This is a genomic window from Halomonas sp. ISL-56, assembly GCF_018612805.1.
Classification (GTDB): domain Bacteria; phylum Pseudomonadota; class Gammaproteobacteria; order Pseudomonadales; family Halomonadaceae; genus Vreelandella.
The window spans coordinates 55,317-74,200 of record NZ_JAGGRO010000015.1; the positions used below are offsets into that span (position 1 = coordinate 55,317).

16 protein-coding genes are annotated in these 18,884 nt (G+C 53.2%); 9 read left to right on the plus strand and 7 right to left on the minus strand.

Features of this window, described 5'->3' with window-relative positions:
- Positions 1-80: 80 nt before the first annotated feature.
- The 4 genes from metG to J7J49_RS12665 form a co-directional block, all read right to left on the minus strand.
- Complete coding sequence (gene metG, locus J7J49_RS12650; RefSeq protein WP_215093054.1) at positions 81-2,117, minus strand: methionine--tRNA ligase; 2,037 nt, start codon at positions 2,115-2,117, stop codon at positions 81-83.
- A gap of 105 nt (positions 2,118-2,222) precedes the next feature.
- Complete coding sequence (locus J7J49_RS12655) at positions 2,223-2,504, minus strand: hypothetical protein (RefSeq protein WP_064232975.1); 282 nt, start codon at positions 2,502-2,504, stop codon at positions 2,223-2,225.
- Between the two features lie 127 nt (positions 2,505-2,631).
- Entirely contained in the window at positions 2,632-3,813 is a 1,182-nt protein-coding gene (locus J7J49_RS12660) for a 1-acyl-sn-glycerol-3-phosphate acyltransferase (RefSeq protein ID WP_215093056.1), read from the minus strand.
- A gap of 111 nt (positions 3,814-3,924) precedes the next feature.
- Positions 3,925-4,854, minus strand: coding sequence for a recombination-associated protein RdgC (locus J7J49_RS12665; RefSeq protein ID WP_064232973.1), 930 nt, complete (start codon positions 4,852-4,854; stop codon positions 3,925-3,927).
- A 142-nt stretch (positions 4,855-4,996) separates the two neighbouring features.
- Between J7J49_RS12665 and J7J49_RS12670 the strand changes: the two genes are divergently transcribed.
- The 8 genes from J7J49_RS12670 to J7J49_RS12705 all read left to right on the plus strand — a co-directional run bounded on the left by J7J49_RS12670 (position 4,997) and on the right by J7J49_RS12705 (position 16,064).
- A complete protein-coding gene (locus J7J49_RS12670) occupies positions 4,997-5,446 on the plus strand; it encodes an acyl-CoA thioesterase (protein ID WP_215093058.1) in 450 nt (149 codons plus the stop codon).
- A gap of 152 nt (positions 5,447-5,598) precedes the next feature.
- On the plus strand, positions 5,599-8,355 hold the full coding sequence (gyrA, locus tag J7J49_RS12675; protein ID WP_064232971.1) for a DNA gyrase subunit A: 2,757 nt from the start codon (positions 5,599-5,601) through the stop codon (positions 8,353-8,355).
- A complete protein-coding gene (serC, locus tag J7J49_RS12680) occupies positions 8,339-9,442 on the plus strand; it encodes a 3-phosphoserine/phosphohydroxythreonine transaminase (protein WP_215093060.1) in 1,104 nt (367 codons plus the stop codon). The genes gyrA and serC overlap by 17 nt, the downstream gene beginning before the upstream one ends.
- A 5-nt stretch (positions 9,443-9,447) precedes the next feature.
- Complete coding sequence (pheA, locus tag J7J49_RS12685; protein WP_035579064.1) at positions 9,448-10,539, plus strand: prephenate dehydratase; 1,092 nt, start codon at positions 9,448-9,450, stop codon at positions 10,537-10,539.
- 5 nt (positions 10,540-10,544) lie between these two features.
- A complete protein-coding gene (locus J7J49_RS12690) occupies positions 10,545-12,815 on the plus strand; it encodes a bifunctional prephenate dehydrogenase/3-phosphoshikimate 1-carboxyvinyltransferase (protein WP_215093300.1) in 2,271 nt (756 codons plus the stop codon).
- Entirely contained in the window at positions 12,808-13,503 is a 696-nt protein-coding gene (gene cmk, locus J7J49_RS12695; protein WP_215093062.1) for a (d)CMP kinase, read from the plus strand. The genes J7J49_RS12690 and cmk overlap by 8 nt, the downstream gene beginning before the upstream one ends.
- A 183-nt stretch (positions 13,504-13,686) precedes the next feature.
- Positions 13,687-15,366 carry a 30S ribosomal protein S1 gene (gene rpsA / locus J7J49_RS12700; protein WP_008957327.1) on the plus strand — a complete coding sequence of 560 codons (1,680 nt, stop codon included), beginning with the start codon at positions 13,687-13,689 and terminating at the stop codon, positions 15,364-15,366.
- Between the two features lie 323 nt (positions 15,367-15,689).
- Positions 15,690-16,064, plus strand: coding sequence for a histone-like nucleoid-structuring protein, MvaT/MvaU family (locus J7J49_RS12705; protein WP_064232967.1), 375 nt, complete (start codon positions 15,690-15,692; stop codon positions 16,062-16,064).
- 86 nt (positions 16,065-16,150) lie between these two features.
- On the opposite strand, the gene J7J49_RS12710 is transcribed toward J7J49_RS12705, so the two are convergent.
- Positions 16,151-16,984, minus strand: coding sequence for a helix-turn-helix transcriptional regulator (locus J7J49_RS12710; protein ID WP_215093064.1), 834 nt, complete (start codon positions 16,982-16,984; stop codon positions 16,151-16,153).
- Positions 16,985-17,357: 373 nt separating this feature from the next.
- On the opposite strand from J7J49_RS12710, the gene J7J49_RS12715 reads away from it, so the two are divergent.
- Positions 17,358-17,699, plus strand: coding sequence for a hypothetical protein (locus J7J49_RS12715; RefSeq protein WP_064232966.1), 342 nt, complete (start codon positions 17,358-17,360; stop codon positions 17,697-17,699).
- A 42-nt stretch (positions 17,700-17,741) separates the two neighbouring features.
- Here J7J49_RS12715 and J7J49_RS12720 read toward each other — a convergent pair whose 3' ends face one another.
- Complete coding sequence (locus J7J49_RS12720; protein ID WP_215093066.1) at positions 17,742-18,629, minus strand: DNA replication terminus site-binding protein; 888 nt, start codon at positions 18,627-18,629, stop codon at positions 17,742-17,744.
- A gap of 13 nt (positions 18,630-18,642) precedes the next feature.
- The gene (yacG, locus tag J7J49_RS12725; RefSeq protein ID WP_064232964.1) at positions 18,643-18,876 is read right to left on the minus strand and encodes a DNA gyrase inhibitor YacG; all 234 of its coding nucleotides are present in this window, start codon (positions 18,874-18,876) and stop codon (positions 18,643-18,645) included.
- Positions 18,877-18,884 lie beyond the last annotated feature (8 nt).

Sequence of the window (18,884 nt, forward strand, 5' to 3'; positions counted from 1 at the left end):
CGAGCGAAATGACGACAAAAATAAAAAACAAAAGGGGCAAAGGTGGTTAGCCTCTGCCCCTCATTAGCGACATAGGTTGATTACGTTACCCGTTGGCCCGGTTCTGCACCCGTGTCTGGGGAAAGCAAATAGATGCCATCTTCATTGGCAGAGGCTAACACCATGCCTTCCGATACGCCAAAGCGCATTTTGCGAGGAGCCAGATTGGCGACCATCACCGTTAAGCGGCCTTCCAGGGCTTCTGGCGCATAGGCGGAGCGAATGCCGGAGAACACGTTGCGGGTTTCGCCGCCCAGGTCGAGGGTCAACTGTAATAGTTTGTCGGCGCCTTCTACGTACTCGGCTTTGGCGATGCGTGCAATGCGCAGATCAACTTTGGCGAAGGCGGCAAAATCGATTTCTTCGGCGATAGGATCTTCCGCTAGTGGGCCTTTCGGTGCCTCTTTGAGTTTTTGCTCTTCCACGAGATCTTCCTTTGACGCTTCAATCATGGCATCGATCTTGTCGCGTTCAACACGGGTCATCAGCGGCTTAAATTTGTTGATCGAGTGCTCGGTGAGTACGCTTTGACGAGTGTGCCAGTCCAGCGACTCAACGTTAAGAAACTCCCGCGCTTGCTCAGCCATCGCAGGTACCACGGGGGCTAGATAGACCATCAGTTGGCGGAACAGGTTAATACCGACCGAGCATATGTCTAAGACTTCAGCATCACGGCCATCCTGCTTGGCCAGTGCCCAGGGCTCTTTGTCAGCAATATAGGTGTTGGCTTCGTCTGCCAGCTCCATAATTTTGCGCATTGCCCGGCTAAATTCGCGGGCTTCAAAGTCGTCGGCGATATCGTCACCGGCGGCAATAAAACGCGCCACCATCTGAGGCTCCGAGCAGTGGCTTGACAGAGTTCCACCGCCTAGCTTTTTAACAAACCCGGCGCAGCGGCTGGCAATATTGACCACTTTGCCGACCAAGTCAGCGTTTACCCGCGCGGCAAAGTCTTCCAAATTCAGATCCAGGTCATCGACCTTGGAAGTGAGCTTAGCGGCAAAATAGTAGCGCAAGTATTCTGGGTTAAGGTGATCGGCGTAGGTGGCGGCTTTAATAAAGGTGCCGCGGGATTTCGACATCTTGGCGCCGTCTACCGTCAGGAAGCCATGGCAGTTGACCGCGGTGGGTGTACGCAGGTCAGCGCCATGCAGCATGGCGGGCCAGAACAGTGCATGGAAGTAGACGATATCCTTGCCGATAAAGTGATATACCTCGGCATCGGAGTCTTTGTTCCAGTAGCTGTCGAAGTCGATACCTTCCCGGTCACAGAGGTTCTTAAAACTGGCCAAGTAACCAATTGGCGCATCCAGCCAGACATAAAAGTACTTGCCGGGGGCGTCAGGAATTTCGAAGCCGAAATAGGGCGCGTCGCGGGAGATATCCCACTCGTTAAAGCCGGATTCAAACCACTCCATCAGCTTATTGCGGATCTGCGGCTGCACATGGCCGTCGTCAATCCAGCGCTGTAAGAAGTCGGCAAAGTCGGGGAGCTTAAAGAAGTAGTGGGTCGAAGTGCGTACTTCGGGGGTGGCGCCGGAAATTGCTGAGACCGGGTTGATCAAGTCGGCGGGGGTATAGGTAGCGCCACACTTTTCACAATTGTCGCCATACTGGTCGTCGGCGCCGCACTTGGGGCAGGTACCTTTTATAAATCGATCTGCCAGAAATAGACCTTTTTGCGGGTCGAACATCTGCTCAATATCGCGGGTGGCGATATGGCCTTTGTCGCGCAGGCGCTTATAAATCATTTCGCTGAAGTGGCGGTTTTCAGCGGAGTGGGTGGAGTGGTAATTGTCGAACCCAACGCCGAAACGCGAAAAATCTGTTTGGTGGTCGTTGGAAACCCGCTCAATGAGCGCCTCAGAGGTAATACCTTCCTGCTCGGCACGCAGCATAATTGCGGTGCCATGGGCGTCATCGGCACATACGTAGTAGCACTGCTGGCCACGGCTTTTCTGGAAACGCACCCAGATATCAGTCTGGATATACTCAAGCAAGTGACCGAGGTGAATAGCTCCGTTGGCATAAGGGAGCGCGCTAGTCACCAAAATGTTGCGCGTGGCGGTAGTAGACATGGTGAAGATTAATTCCGAGTGAATAGGGGTGCCGGGCAGGCAGTAGCAAAAAAAACACGGCGAAGCTTCAAAAGACTTCGCCGCTGACGCGGTTGGCGATACTGACTAGTAGAGTGCTTGCTCTTCTTGAACGACTTCGCGTAGTAGTTCTAAAAAAAGTTTATCAGCTTCAGAGTGCTCGGCCGGGTCTTCCGGGATATGCACACTGGTAGTATCGGAAATTTCGTTGGCAATTCGCGCCATCGCTGCTGGGCTATTACCTTCGGTTAACTGCTGTCTGGCAACCGCCAGCGATTGCTCAAGGATTTTAGGGTCTTGCAGCAGTTTGCGAATAAAATCACGTAGCTCATTGATGACACGTGTTTTCTGAATTTCTGAACCGGACATGGGAACCTCCTCAGGGTCGCAATTGACGACAGCGCCAAGCGAAACCAATCAATGCGTTGACCATAGCATTTTTTCCGCTAACGGGCATGAGTTGCACGGCGTTAAAACGTTAAATTAAAGCGCGGGTTCACAGCGTCAATCGACCGGCCTTGTGCTTAACGGGGTTTGCGTACTGAGCAAGCCAATAGGGGCGTAACGGTTCCGGGACTGCGGCAAGCCGGGCATTAAAGCGATCTCTGTCTTGACGTGTGATCGACTTGCGTGCTACCAGTTCAGGTGATTCGCCCAGCGCCTCTAAGGCTAAATAGTGGCTGGGGAACAGGCGATAGCCGCCAATCACTTGGCGATCAATCTCAGCCGAGACTTCGTCGGGGGTTGCCATATCAGACCCTACCGGCGTGCCAAAATGCAGCCGTACACGGCCTTTGGAGCCGGTAATGCCCGCCACAATCGAACGAATATCCTCAAACTCACTTTTGGCATAGCTGCCTAGGGTGTCGATATCGTGTAGTTCCTGGGCTTTTTGTACATCGCAGGGGTCATATTCGTAGCTAATCGATACCGGTACCAGTTTCAGTTCCGCGATGGCCTCGCCAAACACCATGTCACGCTCGGCGTTACGCCTGGCCATGGTCAGCATCTTAATAATGGCAGGCTCTGTGCGGTCAATACCATTCTTGGCACGCCCTTCGCGCTGGGCCATCCAGATAGAGTGCTGGTCTTCGGTAATGGTGTGGCGAATGTAGGCCGATAGCTGTTGGTACGCGGCGAGCATCGCGCGCTTACCCCGAGCGCTGCGGGGCACAATAAAGCTTTTATTAAGCCGCATTAGGTCGGTGACGTAAGGCTTTTTGAGCAGATTGTCACCGATAGCGATACGTACAGTGTCACGGTTTGCCTGATAGAGCGCATAGTTGACAAAGGCAGGATCCAGCGAGATATCGCGGTGATTGCCAATAAAGAGATAGGCGCCGTCGGGGTCGAGTTTGTCCAGGCCAGTGACTTCAAAGGCGTCTGTGGTGGTGCGAATCATGCGCTCCATATAATGGGCAATGCGCATTTGAAACTCGTAAACCGACGAGACACCTTTAACTTCACGGCGCACGGCACGGCTGGCAAACACACGCGCTAGCGAGGGCGCCCAGCGTGCCATACGCGGAAGCCGAAAGCGGGTCAGCGCATCCAGCAGCTCGTTGTCCCTTGAGAGCCTGGCTAGTACATCGGCCACTTCATGATCCATAAAGGGCCGAATATCGGCCCACGGGTCTGTCTCGGTAGCGGCGGTGGTAGCGTTATTGTGATCAGTCATGCGAACCGTTGGATGATAAGCCGTGTGTGATTAGGACATGTGTGATTAGGACATGTGTGATTAGAAATAGGTATCGATTAATGGCATCGAGGCGAGCATATATAGAACCACTTACTGCGCAGCGGGTTCCCGTTGCGTCTCGCCGCCGAGCCACTCTATCAAGCGCGGAATATCCGTTGATAGCGCCTGGGCCATTAAAATAAAGTCTGTTTCCAAGCGAGCAAGCGCATCATCGCCGTCGTCAGCATGGTCGGCTTCTTCAATCAAGGCATCGCCAAAGCGTAACGATTTCAGCGCCAAATCATCGTGTAACAAAAAGCTTAAGCGACCTTCCAGGCTAATAGCGAGTTTACTGGCTTGGCGGCCGCTCTCTAGCAGTTGCTGAATTTCATCGCTGTCTAAATCGACCTGGCGAGCACGCAGCACGCCATCATCACCTTTGGCTTTAAGCTCAACCTGATCACCCAGCTGCAGATCGGCAGGCCGGCTAGCCGTGTCGCCGAGCCAGGTGGTCATGGCGCGGATAGGTAGCGTTTGTGAGCTCAGTGGGGTGACTTTTAAGCTTCCCAGGGTTTCGCGCAGCAAATCCAGGATGTCTTCGGCGCGGGTGCGCGAGCTGGCATTGATGCCGATCATCTGGCCGCGAGTATCCCACCACAGATCAATTTTCTGGCTGCGCACGAAAGCACGGGGTAATAAATTCTCGGTGACCTGCTCTTTTAGTGCGGTTTTTTCTTTGCGGGTGACTTTGCGGCCTTCGCTGGCCTCAATGTCGGCCACCTGCTCATCGACTTCTTCTTTGACCACAGAAGCCGGTAGCAGACGCTCCTGGCGCAGAGCAGAAAGCAGTCGGTGCCCTTGGATTTCATGAACGAGCTGACCGCCGCCGAGACGTCCTGCGGGTGCCGTCCAGCCCAAGCGCCGTGCATCGGCGTTGCCGAGTGGTTTAGCGGAGTGCTCGTCTAAAGCGCTGGCGAGCGCATCGCTGGATAATTCGGGCGCGTCGTGCAGGCGGTATAAATGCAAGTGCTTAAACCACATGGAGCCAATCCTGTTCAAAAGGTGGCACATTATGGCGAAAGCGGGGCCTTCCTGCCAGCGGCTGCCACTAATCGTCTCTGTTGCACGCGTTTGAAACTTATGTTTGATTGGTCGTTGGCTAATTCATAGAGAAGGAATTGTTATGTCTGCATCTCTTTCACGGGTTCAATTACGTGTTCGCGGTTTTCACTTAGATGGTTACGGCCATGTTAATAACGCCCGCTACCTTGAATTTATGGAGGAAGGGCGCTGGGATTTCTTTGATCAGCACCCTGCGATGATCAAACAGCTCCATCAAGCTGGGCGGGCGTTTGTGGTCGTCAATTTGAATATTGACTATTTGGCGGCGGCGGGTCACGGCGACGACCTGGAGATTATGACCGGGATCGTCGATATAGGTCAGCGCAGTGGTGTGTGTCACCACCGTATTGTTCGTAAAAACGGTGGGCGTAGAGATGGCACCGTTATCGCGCGTGCGGATTTAACCTTCGTATTGCTTGATATGCGCGCCAATAAGGCCGCCGCAATCGAGGGGGAAGTGCGTGAGGCGTTAGCCGGGTTAACCGTGACGAAAGAGGCATTTAGCCCCTGAATGGCTTTGCTGAGCTCCCTGGCTGCCCTTGCTGCTTTTGCGGTGGTATGATGGTTGAGTATTTGCGCGCCGTTCTATGCTAATTTCAGGGCGGTGTTTTTAAGCGCTTTCAACTCTCGCAGTGCCAATGCAGTGCAAAGGATCTGACTTTCATGGGTGACATCGCCAGAGAAATCTTGCCCGTCAATATTGAAGACGAGCTCAAACAGTCGTACCTCGACTATGCGATGAGCGTCATTATCGGCCGCGCGCTTCCAGATGTGCGGGATGGCCTTAAGCCGGTTCACCGGCGTGTGCTGTTTGCCATGCATGAACTGGGTAATGATTGGAATAAACCGTACAAAAAGTCGGCGCGTGTCGTCGGCGATGTCATCGGTAAATACCATCCGCACGGTGATAGCGCGGTATACGACACCATCGTACGTATGGCACAGCACTTTTCGATGCGCCATGTGCTGGTCGACGGCCAGGGTAACTTCGGTTCTATTGATGGGGATAACGCGGCGGCCATGCGTTACACCGAGGTGCGTATGTCGCGCCTCGCTCACGAGCTGCTCGCTGACCTGGAAAAAGATACCGTCGATTGGGTGGATAACTACGACGGCACCGAGCGTATTCCCGCCGTATTGCCTACCAAAGTGCCCAACCTGCTGATTAACGGCTCGTCGGGTATCGCGGTGGGTATGGCGACCAATATTCCTCCCCACAATATGCGTGAGGTGATTGACGGCTGCTTGGCGTTGATCGACGACTACACGCTGACCGTGGATGATTTGATGGAGTACATCCCCGGCCCAGACTTCCCAACCGGCGCGATTATTAATGGTCGCGCAGGTATTTTGTCGGCGTATCGCACCGGCCGTGGGCGTATTTATGTGCGCGCATGCCACACCATCGAGCACCACGACAAAACCGGTCGCGATCACATTATCATCACCGAGTTGCCGTATCAGGTGAACAAAGCGCGGTTGATTGAGAAAATTGCCGAGCTGGTGAAAGAGAAGAAGATTGAAGGCATCGCCGAACTGCGTGACGAGTCAGATAAAGATGGTCTGCGCGTGGTGATTGAGATCAAGCGCGGTGAGTCCGGCGAAGTCGTGGTCAACAACCTGTTTGCCCAGACGCAGCTGCAAAACGTCTTCGGTATTAATATGGTGGCGCTGGAAAACGGTCAGCCACGCACCCTTAATCTTAAAGAGATGCTGGAAGCCTTTATTCGCCACAGGCGCGAAGTGGTGACCCGGCGTACGCTGTATGAGCTGAAAAAAGCCCGCGAGCGTGGCCATCTGTTGGAAGGCTTGGCCGTTGCTATCTCCAATATCGACCAAGTGATTGAGCTGATCAAAGCCTCGCCCAATGCGGCAGAAGCACGTGAAAAGCTGCTCGCCAAAACCTGGCAGCCCGGCCAAGTGACCGCCATGTTAGAGCGGGCCGGTGCAACATCTTGCAAACCAGAAGAGTTGGAAGAGGGCTTTGGTTTAAATGCCGCGGCTACTTCTTATCGGCTTTCGCCTGCCCAGGCTCAAGCGATTCTTGAGCTACGCCTTCACCGCTTGACAGGCCTAGAAACCGAGAAGCTACTCGATGAATACTTAAATATTCTTGAGAAAATTGCCGAGCTCACCGAGATTCTGGCTTCAGCCGATCGTTTGATGGAAGTGATTCGTGAAGAGCTGCACGCGGTGCGTGATCAGTTTGGCGATGAGCGTCGTACGGAAATTCAGGCCAGCCACCTGGATCTTTCGATGGAAGATTTGATCGCTGAGGAAGATATGGTGGTCACCGTGTCTCGTTCTGGCTATGCCAAGACGCAGCCGCTGTCAGACTATCAAGCCCAGCGCCGTGGTGGCCGCGGTAAGTCAGCGACTGCTATGAAAGACGAAGATGTGATTGAACACCTGTTGGTGGCTTCTACCCACGACACCGTGCTGCTGTTCTCTAACCGCGGCAAAGTGTACTGGTTAAAAGTCTACGAAATGCCCAACGCCAGCCGCGGTTCTCGCGGTAAGCCCTTGGTTAATATGCTGCCCTTGGAAGAAGGTGAGGCGGTAAACGCCATCTTGCCGGTGCGCGACTACAACCCCGATAACTACATCTTCTTTGCTACGGCCAAAGGCACCGTCAAGCGCACTAGCCTTGAGCAGTTCTCGCGCCCGCGTAGTGTTGGCTTGATTGCGATTGATCTGGAAGAGGGAGACCGCTTGGTCGGCGCTGCGATTACCACGGGCAACGATCACGCCATGCTGTTGTCGTCCAACGGTAAGGCGATCCGCTTTGAAGAGAGCAATGCCCGCGCGATGGGCCGAACCGCCCGCGGCGTGCGTGGTATGCGTTTGGCTGGCGATGCGGAAGTGATTAGCCTGATTATTCCCAAGAGTCAGCAAATCGACGCCGAAGCAGATGCCGAAGTGGAAATACAGGACGGCGCCCAAGAGGGTATTGCGGCCGGAACCGTTGATGGCCAGATCTACATTATGACTGCCAGTGAAAATGGTTACGGCAAGCGCACGCGTCTGGAAGAATTCCCGCTGCGTGGCCGTGGTGGCCAGGGTGTTATCGCCATGCAAACCAGCGAGCGTAACGGTTCGCTGGTGGCAGCGATGCAGGTGTATGACAGCGACGAGATGATGCTGATCACTGACCGAGGAACGCTGGTGCGTACCCGCGTTGAGGAGGTCTCGACCACCTCGCGTAATACCCAGGGCGTGATGCTGATTCGTCTTGGCAAAGAAGAGAAGCTGGTCAAGACGGTTCGCGTTGACGAGCCCGAGGAGAGCGATGAGCTCACCGGTATTGAAGGAACCGGTCTTGAAGAAGGTAGCCCTGAAGAGGGCAGTCTTGAGGACGCCCAGTCAAGTGAATCATCCGATGACGGACAGGAAGCGGGGACTGATGACACGTCACTATAATTTCTGCGCGGGGCCAGCGGCCTTGCCAGTCGCCGTGCTGGAGCGCGCCCGTGAAGAGTTGTTGGACTACCATGGGCGCGGACTTTCCGTGATGGAAATGAGCCACCGCAGCGATGAATTTATCGCCATTGCCGAGCGCGCTGAAGCTGATTTTCGTCAGCTTCTAGGCGTGCCGGATAACTATAAAGTGCTGTTTTTGCAGGGCGGCGCCAGTATGCAATTTGCCATGCTGCCGATGAACCTGCTGGGGCGGGGCGGTAGTGGCAACTTTATCCAAACCGGCATCTGGGGCAAGAAAGCGTTCAACGAAGCCAGGCACCTGGGTTTCGATTGCCATGTGGTGGCCAGCAGTGAACCCAACGGTCATACGGCGGTGCCAGCGCGTGATGCGCTGCAGGTAAGCGTAGATGCAGCCTATTTGCACTACACCTCCAACGAGACGATTGGTGGTTTGGAGTTTGACTATACGCCCCACGTAAAACGGGCTGATGGCGCTAATGTGCCGTTGGTGTGCGATATGTCGTCGAATATCCTCTCCGGGCCCATCGACGTTAGCGAGTTTGGGGTGATTTATGCCGGGGCACAGAAAAATATTGGTCCCGCCGGTTTAACGCTGGTGGTCGTGCGTGACGACCTGCTAGGCAAAGCCCAGGCCAATATTCCTTCGCTGTTTGATTATCGACAGCTGGCAGATGCGGGTTCGATGGTCAATACGCCGCCTACTTACGCCTGGTATTTGGCCGGTCTGGTCTTCCAGTGGCTGAAAGACGATATCGGTGGGCTGGTGGCGATGGATGCTATTAATCAGCGTAAAGCCGATAAACTCTATGCAGCGATTGATGACAGCGAGTTGTATAGCAACCCGATTGCCAAACATAACCGGTCGCGGATGAACGTGCCTTTTGTCTTAGCCGATGCGGCCCTGGATAAGGCGTTCTTACAACAAGCCGATGCGGCGGGCCTGCTTAACTTAAAAGGCCATCGCAGCGTGGGCGGTATGCGTGCCAGCTTATACAACGCGGTGCCTGAGTCTGCGGTAGATGCCTTGATTGCATTTATGGCTGATTTTGAGAAAACAAGAGGCTAACCATCATGTCCGACACGTCGATCAATCTGGACGAACTGCGCCAGCGTATCGATCAGCTTGATAGCGATATTCTGAACCTGATTAGCGAGCGCGCTAGCTGCGCCCAGCAGGTGGCGCATGTGAAACTGGCTGAAGATAAAGACGCGGTATTTTATCGGCCAGAGCGAGAAGCCCAAGTGCTTCGGCGCATTATGGCGTTAAATAAAGGCCCGCTTGATTCAGAAGAGATGGCGCGCCTGTTCCGCGAAATCATGTCGGCGTGTTTGGCGCTTGAGCAGCCGGTTAAAGTTGCCTATTTGGGCCCTGAGGGCACCTTTACCCAGCAGGCGGCGCTCAAGCATTTTGGTGAAAGCGCGGTTAGCCTGCCCATGGCAGCCATTGACGAGGTGTTTCGTGAAGTCGAGGCGGGCGCCGTGCACTATGGCGTCGTGCCGGTGGAGAACTCCACTGAAGGGGTGGTCAATCACACCCTGGATACCTTTATGGACTCCTCCATTAAAATCTGTGGAGAGGTAGTGCTGCGTATCCACCATCACTTGCTGGTCAGTGAAAACACCCGCCGCGACAAAGTCTCGCGTATCTATTCGCACCCGCAGTCTTTTGCCCAGTGCCGTAAATGGTTGGATGCGCATTTTCCTCATGCTGAGCGCGTGCCGGTTTCATCTAACGCTGAAGCGGCGAAACTGGTCAAAACCGAGTGGCATAGCGCCGCGATTGCGGGTGATATGGCGGCCAAACTCTATGGTTTGGAGCATATCGCTGAAAAAATTGAAGACAGCCCAGATAACTCCACGCGGTTTTTGATTATTGGTAATCAGGATGTGCCCATGGCCGGGGAAGATAAAACCTCGATCGTGGTTGCTATGCGTAATCAGCCGGGTACCTTGCACGCATTGCTTGAGCCGTTTCATCGTCACCAGATCGATTTAACCCGCCTTGAAACACGCCCTTCCCGCACCGGGGTGTGGAACTACGTGTTTTTTATTGATTTTAAAGGCCATCGTGATGAGCCCAAGGTGGCAGCAGTGCTTGAAGAAGTGCAGCTGCGGGCGGCGGATCTACGCGTGCTGGGTTCCTACCCCATAGGCGTGCTGTGACGGTAATGGTCGGCAATACATCAGGTTGTCATGAATCGCGTCTATTGATTGTTGGCTTGGGTTTAATTGGTGGTTCGCTCGCAGCAGCGCTGCGCAATGCAGGCTTTCAGGGGCACATTGTCGCCTGCGACCCTGATGAGGGTGAGATCGCTCGCGGTATTGAAATGGGGTTGATCGATTCAGGCGGCGCCTACCTTGCCGAGCAAATCAATGATGTCACCATGGTGGTGCTGGCGGTGCCGGTGCTGGCTATGGAGAGCGTGATGGCAGGCTTGGCCGACGTGCTGCATAGGGCGTCAGCTGACGTGGTCATTACCGATGTCGGTAGCACCAAAGCGACTATCCGTGCCTGCGCGCAGCGAGTATTTGGCCAAGTGCCCATTAATATGGTGCTGGGGCACCCCATTGCCGGTTCGGAAAAAAGCGGTGTGGCAGCGGCGAATCCGAATCTCTATGTAGACCATAAGGTGATTCTGACACCTGAGCTGAACGTCGATAGTGATGCTTTGCAGCGGGTGCGCAGCCTTTGGAGTGCTTGCGGCGCCGATGTGCTAGAAATGGACGTTGAACGCCATGACCAAGTGCTGGCGCGCACCAGCCATTTACCTCACTTACTGGCTTTTTCGCTGGTGGACACTCTGGCGCGTCAAGATGAGCGGCTCGATATCTTTCGCTACGCCGCTGGCGGCTTTCGCGACTTCACCCGTATTGCGGGTAGCGACCCGGTGATGTGGCGGGATATTTTTATTGCCAATAAGCAGGCCGTTTTAGCCTCCCTGGATGATTTTGAAGCGGGGCTTTCGCGCTTGCGTCATGCGGTAGAAACCGGTGACAGCGATGCGCTGATTGCCACCTTTGATCGGGCCAGCCATGCCCGGCACTATTTCGATTCCTTATTGAACAAAACTAGTTATCAGGCGGAATATTATATGCAACCACAAGGTAAGGTCACCTACCGTGTGCAGCCGGGCGGTCAAGCACAGGGGCGTTTGCGCGTTCCAGGCGATAAATCCATGTCTCACCGCTCTATTATGCTGGGTGCGTTGGCGGAAGGCGTTACTGAAGTAAAAGGCTTTCTGGAAGGCGAAGACAGTCTGGCAACCCTGCAGGCATTTCGTGAAATGGGCGTGGCGATTGAGGGGCCGCATCAAGGTAAGGTCACTATTCACGGTGTGGGTATGCATGGCTTAAAAGCCCCCTCTGGACCGCTCTACGTGGGTAACTCGGGCACTGCTATGCGGCTGTTTTCTGGCCTGCTCGCAGGTCAGGCGTTTGACAGTGAGCTGACGGGCGATGAGTCACTGACCAAGCGCCCTATGGGCCGCGTGGCTGACCCGCTGCGACTGATGGGAGCAACGATTGAAACCGCTGAAGGCGGACGTCCGCCGCTTAAAATTCACGGCGGTGCCGCCCTTAAAGGCGTCGAGTATGATATGCCCATGGCCAGTGCCCAGGTGAAATCCTGCCTGCTGCTGGCGGGGCTCTACGCCGAAGGTGAAACGCGTGTGCGCGAGCCTGCTCCTACCCGTGACCATACCGAGCGCATGCTGAATGGCTTTGGCTATGCGGTTTCACGGGAAGGCGATACCTGCTGGCTTCAGGGAGGCGGTAAGCTAACCGCGGGGCCGATAGATGTGCCATCGGATATTTCCTCGGCGACCTTCTTCCTGGTGGCTGCCGCGATTACCCCGGGCTCAGATATCACCCTTGAGCACGTGGGCATTAACCCAACCCGGATTGGCGTGATTAATATTCTAACCCTGATGGGCGCTGATTTGAGGCTAGAGAACCAGCGGGAAGTTGGCGGGGAGCCGGTGGCAGATATCCGCATTCGTTACGTACCGCTCAAAGGGATTGATATTCCTGTTGATCAAGTGCCTCTCGCCATCGATGAATTTCCCGCGCTGTTTATCGCCGCCGCTAATGCCGAAGGCATAACACGGCTGCGAGGTGCAGAAGAGCTGCGCGTCAAAGAGTCTGATCGCCTTCAAGCGATGGCTGATGGTTTGGCTATTTTAGGTGTGCAGCACACCACAGTAGAAGATGGCATCGATATTGTTGGTAATGGCGATGCACAAAAAGCGAGCTATGGCGGCGGTCGAGTCGATAGTTTAGGTGATCACCGTATTGCCATGGCGTTCGCTATTGCTTCGCTACGCGCTAGTGAGGAGATTTTGATTGATGATTGCGCTAACGTAGCAACTTCTTTCCCTGATTTCGTTGAGTTAGCCACGCGAATTGGTATGGGCGTTAGCGTGGAGGGCGCGCATGACTGATCACGCAGCTATACCGGTGCTCACTATTGATGGCCCAGGTGGTGCGGGTAAAGGCACGATCAGTGGCTTGGTGGCAGAGCGGTTAGGCTGGCATTTGTTGGATAGCGGGGCGCTTTATCGTCTAACGGCTCAAGCTGCAGTTAAGCACAACATCGCGGTTGATGATGAGTTGGGCTTGGCCCGCTTAGCCGAGCAGTTAGATGTGGCGTTTCCGGTAGAGGGTGGTCTGCCTCGCACGCTGCTTGAAGGTGACGATGTTGGCCAAACAATTCGCACTGAGCAAGCCGGCGAACGTGCTTCCCAAGTGGCAGCACTGCCTGCGGTTCGCCAAGCCCTGCTACAGCGACAGCGCGATTTCTGCCAAGCCCCCGGGCTGGTCGCTGATGGGCGTGATATGGGTACTGTAGTGTTTCCCGACGCCCCGCTGAAGATTTTTTTAACTGCCAGTGCCGACGAACGTGCGCGTCGACGCTATCTGCAGTTGCAGGAAGCCGGGGTGGATGCTAGTCTTTCGAGTCTTTTAAAGGAGATTCAGGCACGCGATGCACGCGACACGCAACGCAGTGTGGCTCCTCTCAAGCCGGCAGATGATGCCATTACGCTTGATACCACGCGCCTGAGCATACCGGAAGTGGTTGATCGACTGACCGAACTGCTCGCCCAAAGAGGGCTTGTAAGCGGCGTGTGATTCTCCCTTGCGGCGTTTTTGGATAGGTGTCACGACGTGGCAGGGCACTAAACTCACATCGGTGAGCCCGGTCAGGTCTAACCAGCGTTAACACCTCCAAAGGCTGAGTGACATTAGGCCCGCACTTGCTGGTGGTGCGGAGAAGGCATTTATGCCTCAACAACGTAATTACGTAGGAACACCATGAGCGAAAGCTTTGCTGAGCTGTTTGAACAGTCTCTTAACGACATCAACATGGAGCCAGGCGCTATCGTCGCGGCCCAGGTTGTCGACATTGACGGTGACTGGGTTACTGTCAACGCTGGTCTGAAATCTGAAGGTCAGATCCCTGCGTCACAATTCCGCGATGAACACGGTAATCTAAACATCGCTATCGGTGATGACGTGCACGTTGCGCTTGAAGCCGTTGAAGATGGTTTCGGTGAGACGCGTCTGTCCCGTGAAAAAGCCAAGCGTGCAGAAGCTTGGAAGATTCTGGAAGCAGCCTTCGAGAAAGACGAAATCATTAAGGGCGTCATTAACGGTAAGGTTAAAGGCGGCTTCACGGTCGAAGTTGACTCTATCCGCGCCTTCCTGCCGGGCTCGTTGGTTGATGTTCGTCCAGTTCGTGATACTGCGCACCTGGAAAACAAAGAGCTGGACTTCAAAGTCATCAAGCTCGATCCAAAACGCAACAACGTTGTGGTATCACGTCGTGCGGTTCTGGAAGCAGAGAACAGTGCCGAGCGCGAAGCGCTGCTGGCGACTCTGCAAGAAGGCCAGCAGATCAAGGGTATCGTTAAGAACCTGACAGACTACGGCGCTTTCGTAGACCTGGGCGGCGTTGACGGCCTGCTGCACATTACTGATATGGCGTGGAAGCGTATTAAGCATCCGTCCGAAATCGTTGCCGTTGGCGACGAGATCAACGTCAAGGTTCTGAAGTTTGACCGTGAGCGCAATCGCGTTTCACTGGGTCTCAAGCAGTTGGGCGAAGATCCGTGGGTCAACATTAAAGAGCGTTACCCGGAAGGCATGAAAGTGCACGCGGTCGTCACTAACCTGACTGACTACGGCTGCTTTGCCGAACTGGAAGAGGGTGTTGAAGGTCTGGTTCACGTTTCTGAAATGGACTGGACTAACAAGAACATCCATCCGTCTAAAGTCGTGCAAGTGGGCGATGATGTTGACGTCATGGTGTTGGATATCGACGAAGAGCGTCGTCGTATTTCTCTGGGTATCAAGCAGTGCACTGCTAACCCGTGGGAAACCTTCAACACTGACTACAACAAGGGTGATCGCGTTTCAGGTACTATCAAGTCAATCACTGACTTCGGTATCTTTATCGGCCTTGAAGGTGGTATTGACGGTCTGGTTCACTTGTCTGACATTTCTTGGACTGATACTGGCGAAGAAGCCGTACGCAGCTTTAAGAAAGGCGACGAAGCTGAAGCTGTTATCCTGTCTATCGACCCTGAGCGTGAGCGCATCTCGCTGGGTATCAAGCAGATGGATTCCGACCCTGTTGCTGAGTACTTGTCAGTCAACGATAAGGGTAGCATTGTAACGGGTCGCGTCATTGAAGTTGATGCTAAAGAAGCTCAAGTTGAATTGGCGACTGACGTGATTGCTGTGCTGAAAGCCTCTGAAATCAGTGCTGACCGCGTAGAAGACGCGCGCAATGTGCTGAACGAAGGCGACAGCGTCGAAGCGCGCATTGTCAGCGTTGATCGCAAGAGCCGTCAGATTAATCTGTCGGTAAAAGCGAAAGACCAGGACGATACGCGTCAGAACCTGAAGAAAATGCGTGAACAAGAGCCGGAAACAGCAGGTGGTCCGACCACCATCGGTGACTTGATCAAGCAGCAGATGGGCCAAGACTAATTACCGATTAGTGTTTGGTTCGTAAAAGCGCCGCCCATAAGGGCGGCGCTTTTGTTTGTAGTGATTGGGCGCCTGTAATGGCTCAGAGGAAAGGTTTGCATAGTCGTCATGCGCTATTAGTTAAACTCTTTAAACAGCAATTGAGTTTTAAAAACGATTAGTAATTGGGTGAAATTCAACTAGACTGTTGTCAGTTACTCTTTTTACAGGAATAATGTCCATGCATTCTGAACTAGTGGGTGTCAAGGTTGTCAATTTGCACCTAAGTTAGATCCCATTCAGTTGAACCCCGTTCAGTTGGATACGATATTAAAGGAACCCCGATGTCATTACTTAACGAATATATCCAAAAAGAACAGCAGCTAAAACAGCTTCAAGAAGATTTGCAGCGCTTAGAAGGCGATCAACGTCTCAAAAGCGAGTTGGAATTTAAGGCCAAACTTGAAGCGCTAATGACTGAGTTCGGCAAGCGTCCGGGCGATGTTATTGCCTTATTAGACCCTGCTGCTGACCCGCGTAGTTCTAAAACCACTGCGAGTGGCAATGCGCGTCGTAAGCGCCGTCTTAAAATTTATAAAAACCCCAAAACAGGGGAAGTGATCGAAACTCGCGGCGGCAACCATAAAGGCCTGCGTAGCTGGAAAGACCAGTATGGCGATGAAACTGTCGAGTCTTGGTTGGAGCGCATGGAAGACTAAGCTATCTAGCAACCGGCATTTCTGTACGGAAATGCCGGTTTTTTATTGCTATATGCTGCAGCTGTATTTCAGTGTCGTTCTCACCGCTACCCACTTATTAATGGGATACGAAGTTCTAAATGGTTTGTTTTCCATAATACTTGAGGAGGGTGGCCGCTAACATGGCAAGCATACTGCCTATTTAGTAGATACATGATGGTATGCGTCAAAGCTCCATAAAGATCCGCTAAACTTTCAAAGCATGTGCTCGCGTAGTAATGGGTAGGAATGTCGACCCGCCGGTAGAGAACAGGTAAGGCAATATCTTTGGCATTGTCCGTATCCGCAAGGTATAGACCAATGTCAGTGCGGTAAGAATGAAAAGATTCATTATTAATCGCATTAACTCTATCTGCGAGTATGTCGGGTAGCGCGATGATGGTTGTTGATAGCCGCAGCCGTGCCTGTAGGCACGCTAGCTGAGGATTATGGAAACTGGCATCCCCTAGCCCCTTAATATGTTCGGGAGCTTTGTAGAGACGCATTAGGATCATTTGGCGGCCATTGCTTTTTTCGATGCGCGTGTTAAAACCATAATTGGGCGTCGGGCTGTGGAGAGTCGCTTTCAGTGATCGCCGAAAGTTGCGCGGACTCAACCGATATTGACGTTGAAATGCCCGTGAAAAAGATGAGTGGTTCTGGTACCCGCAACGTATCGCAATTTGCGCTATATTGAGAGGAGTAAGCGCAAGCAGTACCGCCGCGCGTTCCAGCCGCCTTTTTTCACGGTAAGCGCTAGGTGAGATATGAAAGCTTTGGCGAAATTGGCGCCGAACTTGAGAAGACGAATACCCTATGTGATTAGCAAGGTCTTCGATACCGAGTGGCTTATCGAGTGTATCCTGCAGCCAGATCTCAGCTCGTGTCATCGCGTTGAACATTATCTGGCCTCTCATGCGTGAATCGTACAGGTCTTGCTTATCTCGCCTGTAGTGCACTCTCCCAGTGCGTTAGTGTTGGTAACCTAGCTGAAAGAAAAATTTCAGCCTACAGATGAGAATTGGATCTCTATTCAGGCTACTTGTAGGTAATGTTGATGCGAAGCATCGATTAATGAGTTGTCGCTGACTTTGCTGTGTTTGATAAATGCGTTTGTTACCCTCATATACTTATTGATGATGCCTTTATGCTGGCAACTGGGTAGCAAAGGCAAGTTTGCTCGTTATTTTTACGCGTTTGTGCACAGTTTTTGCCAAAAAAAGCTACGTTGGCAGTCATATCGACCATTTCAAGCAAGGTGTAAATGAAACATCGATGAAATATCAAAAGGTTCAAAAGCCGGTAGATGAGCGCGAGAAGCTGCGTAAGTTTCGTGAATTAGACGATGCTTTTGCGCAGGCTCTACGCCAATTAGATGATCCAGAAAGCGATTTTGATATACCGACAGGCCCGCCGGTACGCTCGCTTGCGGCATTGGAACAAGAAGATGTAGAAATCCACCAGAAGGAACAGCAACAAGAGCAGGAGCGTATTTTTAAACAGCGCTTTGAAGCTTTGTTAAGCGAGTACGATGTGGATCATAACGACCTAGCCGAGCTGATAGAAGCTCTGCTTGGCTATGGGATATGGCAGCAGGATGCAGTGCCTGGCAGTTAGCATTCCTAAAATACTGCAGAGGTCTTTGAAGGTGCTTTTATGCTAACGGTAGCGATAAACCCGCAAACTTGGCAAAAACACATCTTGCTCTAATTTTTCATCGCGTCTCCTTGCCCGTGTGCGGGTAGTCGGAGGTTGTGGCGTAGGCAAGTTAATGTGGGGTAGCCGTTGGTCATTGTCAGGCACAAAAATAGGCATAGCGGCATTTAGTGCCCGCCGTGTGTGCCCATCGTCGAGTGGTTCGGTAAAAAACAGGTTTGCCCGCATCAGCGGGGCCTGGGTTTGTACCTGGGCAAGTACTTCACTGCTTGGGATGCCGGCGAGCTTGCGTAGCTGAATACGAATATGCGGCGCATCGGTATCAAGTTGCAAAAGCTTATGTTCAGCTTCTTTTACGGACAGTCGTTTAATAGAGCGACCACTACTGTACCAAGCAAAGCGAATCCGCGAGACTGCCGCGGGTGCAATAGGTAACTGCCGCCAGCTCTGTTTAAGGTGCAATCGGGCAAGTCCGTTGCGGCGTAGCACCTCATCAACATGGGGATGACGTTGAGGTAGGCGGCTTTTTGCATCGCTAAGCGCCTGGGGGAATGCCTGTTTGATATGCTGCAGTAGGTCGCTAAAGCTGGCTTTGGCTTGATTAACTGCGCCTATAGCGGCTTGCAGTTCGTTATTGGCGGCGACTACGGCAATATAATTACGCGTCTCACGGCCATCCTGATCTTGCTCATGCCACATGTCGAATAAGGCTTTGCGCAACCAGTTGTTAGACGGCGTCGTTTGGTGAAAGACCCATGTAGCCGGTTGCTGCTGTTCGTATAGCGAAACAGCGGCTTCGATGGTGTCAAGTAGATGATCAAACCGCTGCTCCAATTGAAGCAGCAGTTGATAGGCCGATGGCGATGATGGGTTTACGTGTGTATCGGCCATGGTCTCAGTGCCTTTAGGTAAGTGGTGCATCCTTGTCGGCTTGCGCCAGCAGCGTTTCTATATCGGCTTCATCCATTGCAGATTCGCCCGATATGCGGTGCGACTCATCTGCCCAGGCGCCCAAATCTAACAGTTGGCAACGCTTACTGCAGAACGGTCGATAAGTGCTTTCTGGCAGCCAGGGCACGCGCTTTGAGCACTGCGGGCAATTAACTTCTAGTGGGGAATCGTTTGCAGGGCGAGCCATAAAAAACT

What these genes read in the sequence shown, in the direction of transcription:
- cmk (WP_215093062.1), top strand. Translation starts at nt 12,808, where the DNA reads ATGACTGATCACGCAGCTATACCGGTGCTCACTATTGATGGCCCAGGT.
- metG (WP_215093054.1), bottom strand. Translation starts at nt 2,117, where the DNA reads ATGTCTACTACCGCCACGCGCAACATTTTGGTGACTAGCGCGCTCCCT.
- J7J49_RS12705 (WP_064232967.1), top strand. Translation starts at nt 15,690, where the DNA reads ATGTCATTACTTAACGAATATATCCAAAAAGAACAGCAGCTAAAACAG.
- rpsA (WP_008957327.1), top strand. Translation starts at nt 13,687, where the DNA reads ATGAGCGAAAGCTTTGCTGAGCTGTTTGAACAGTCTCTTAACGACATC.
- J7J49_RS12655 (WP_064232975.1), bottom strand. Translation starts at nt 2,504, where the DNA reads ATGTCCGGTTCAGAAATTCAGAAAACACGTGTCATCAATGAGCTACGT.
- gyrA (WP_064232971.1), top strand. Translation starts at nt 5,599, where the DNA reads ATGGGTGACATCGCCAGAGAAATCTTGCCCGTCAATATTGAAGACGAG.
- J7J49_RS12690 (WP_215093300.1), top strand. Translation starts at nt 10,545, where the DNA reads ATGGTCGGCAATACATCAGGTTGTCATGAATCGCGTCTATTGATTGTT.
- serC (WP_215093060.1), top strand. Translation starts at nt 8,339, where the DNA reads ATGACACGTCACTATAATTTCTGCGCGGGGCCAGCGGCCTTGCCAGTC.
- pheA (WP_035579064.1), top strand. Translation starts at nt 9,448, where the DNA reads ATGTCCGACACGTCGATCAATCTGGACGAACTGCGCCAGCGTATCGAT.
- J7J49_RS12720 (WP_215093066.1), bottom strand. Translation starts at nt 18,629, where the DNA reads ATGGCCGATACACACGTAAACCCATCATCGCCATCGGCCTATCAACTG.
- J7J49_RS12665 (WP_064232973.1), bottom strand. Translation starts at nt 4,854, where the DNA reads ATGTGGTTTAAGCACTTGCATTTATACCGCCTGCACGACGCGCCCGAA.
- J7J49_RS12710 (WP_215093064.1), bottom strand. Translation starts at nt 16,984, where the DNA reads ATGTTCAACGCGATGACACGAGCTGAGATCTGGCTGCAGGATACACTC.
- yacG (WP_064232964.1), bottom strand. Translation starts at nt 18,876, where the DNA reads ATGGCTCGCCCTGCAAACGATTCCCCACTAGAAGTTAATTGCCCGCAG.
- J7J49_RS12660 (WP_215093056.1), bottom strand. Translation starts at nt 3,813, where the DNA reads ATGACTGATCACAATAACGCTACCACCGCCGCTACCGAGACAGACCCG.
- J7J49_RS12715 (WP_064232966.1), top strand. Translation starts at nt 17,358, where the DNA reads ATGAAATATCAAAAGGTTCAAAAGCCGGTAGATGAGCGCGAGAAGCTG.
- J7J49_RS12670 (WP_215093058.1), top strand. Translation starts at nt 4,997, where the DNA reads ATGTCTGCATCTCTTTCACGGGTTCAATTACGTGTTCGCGGTTTTCAC.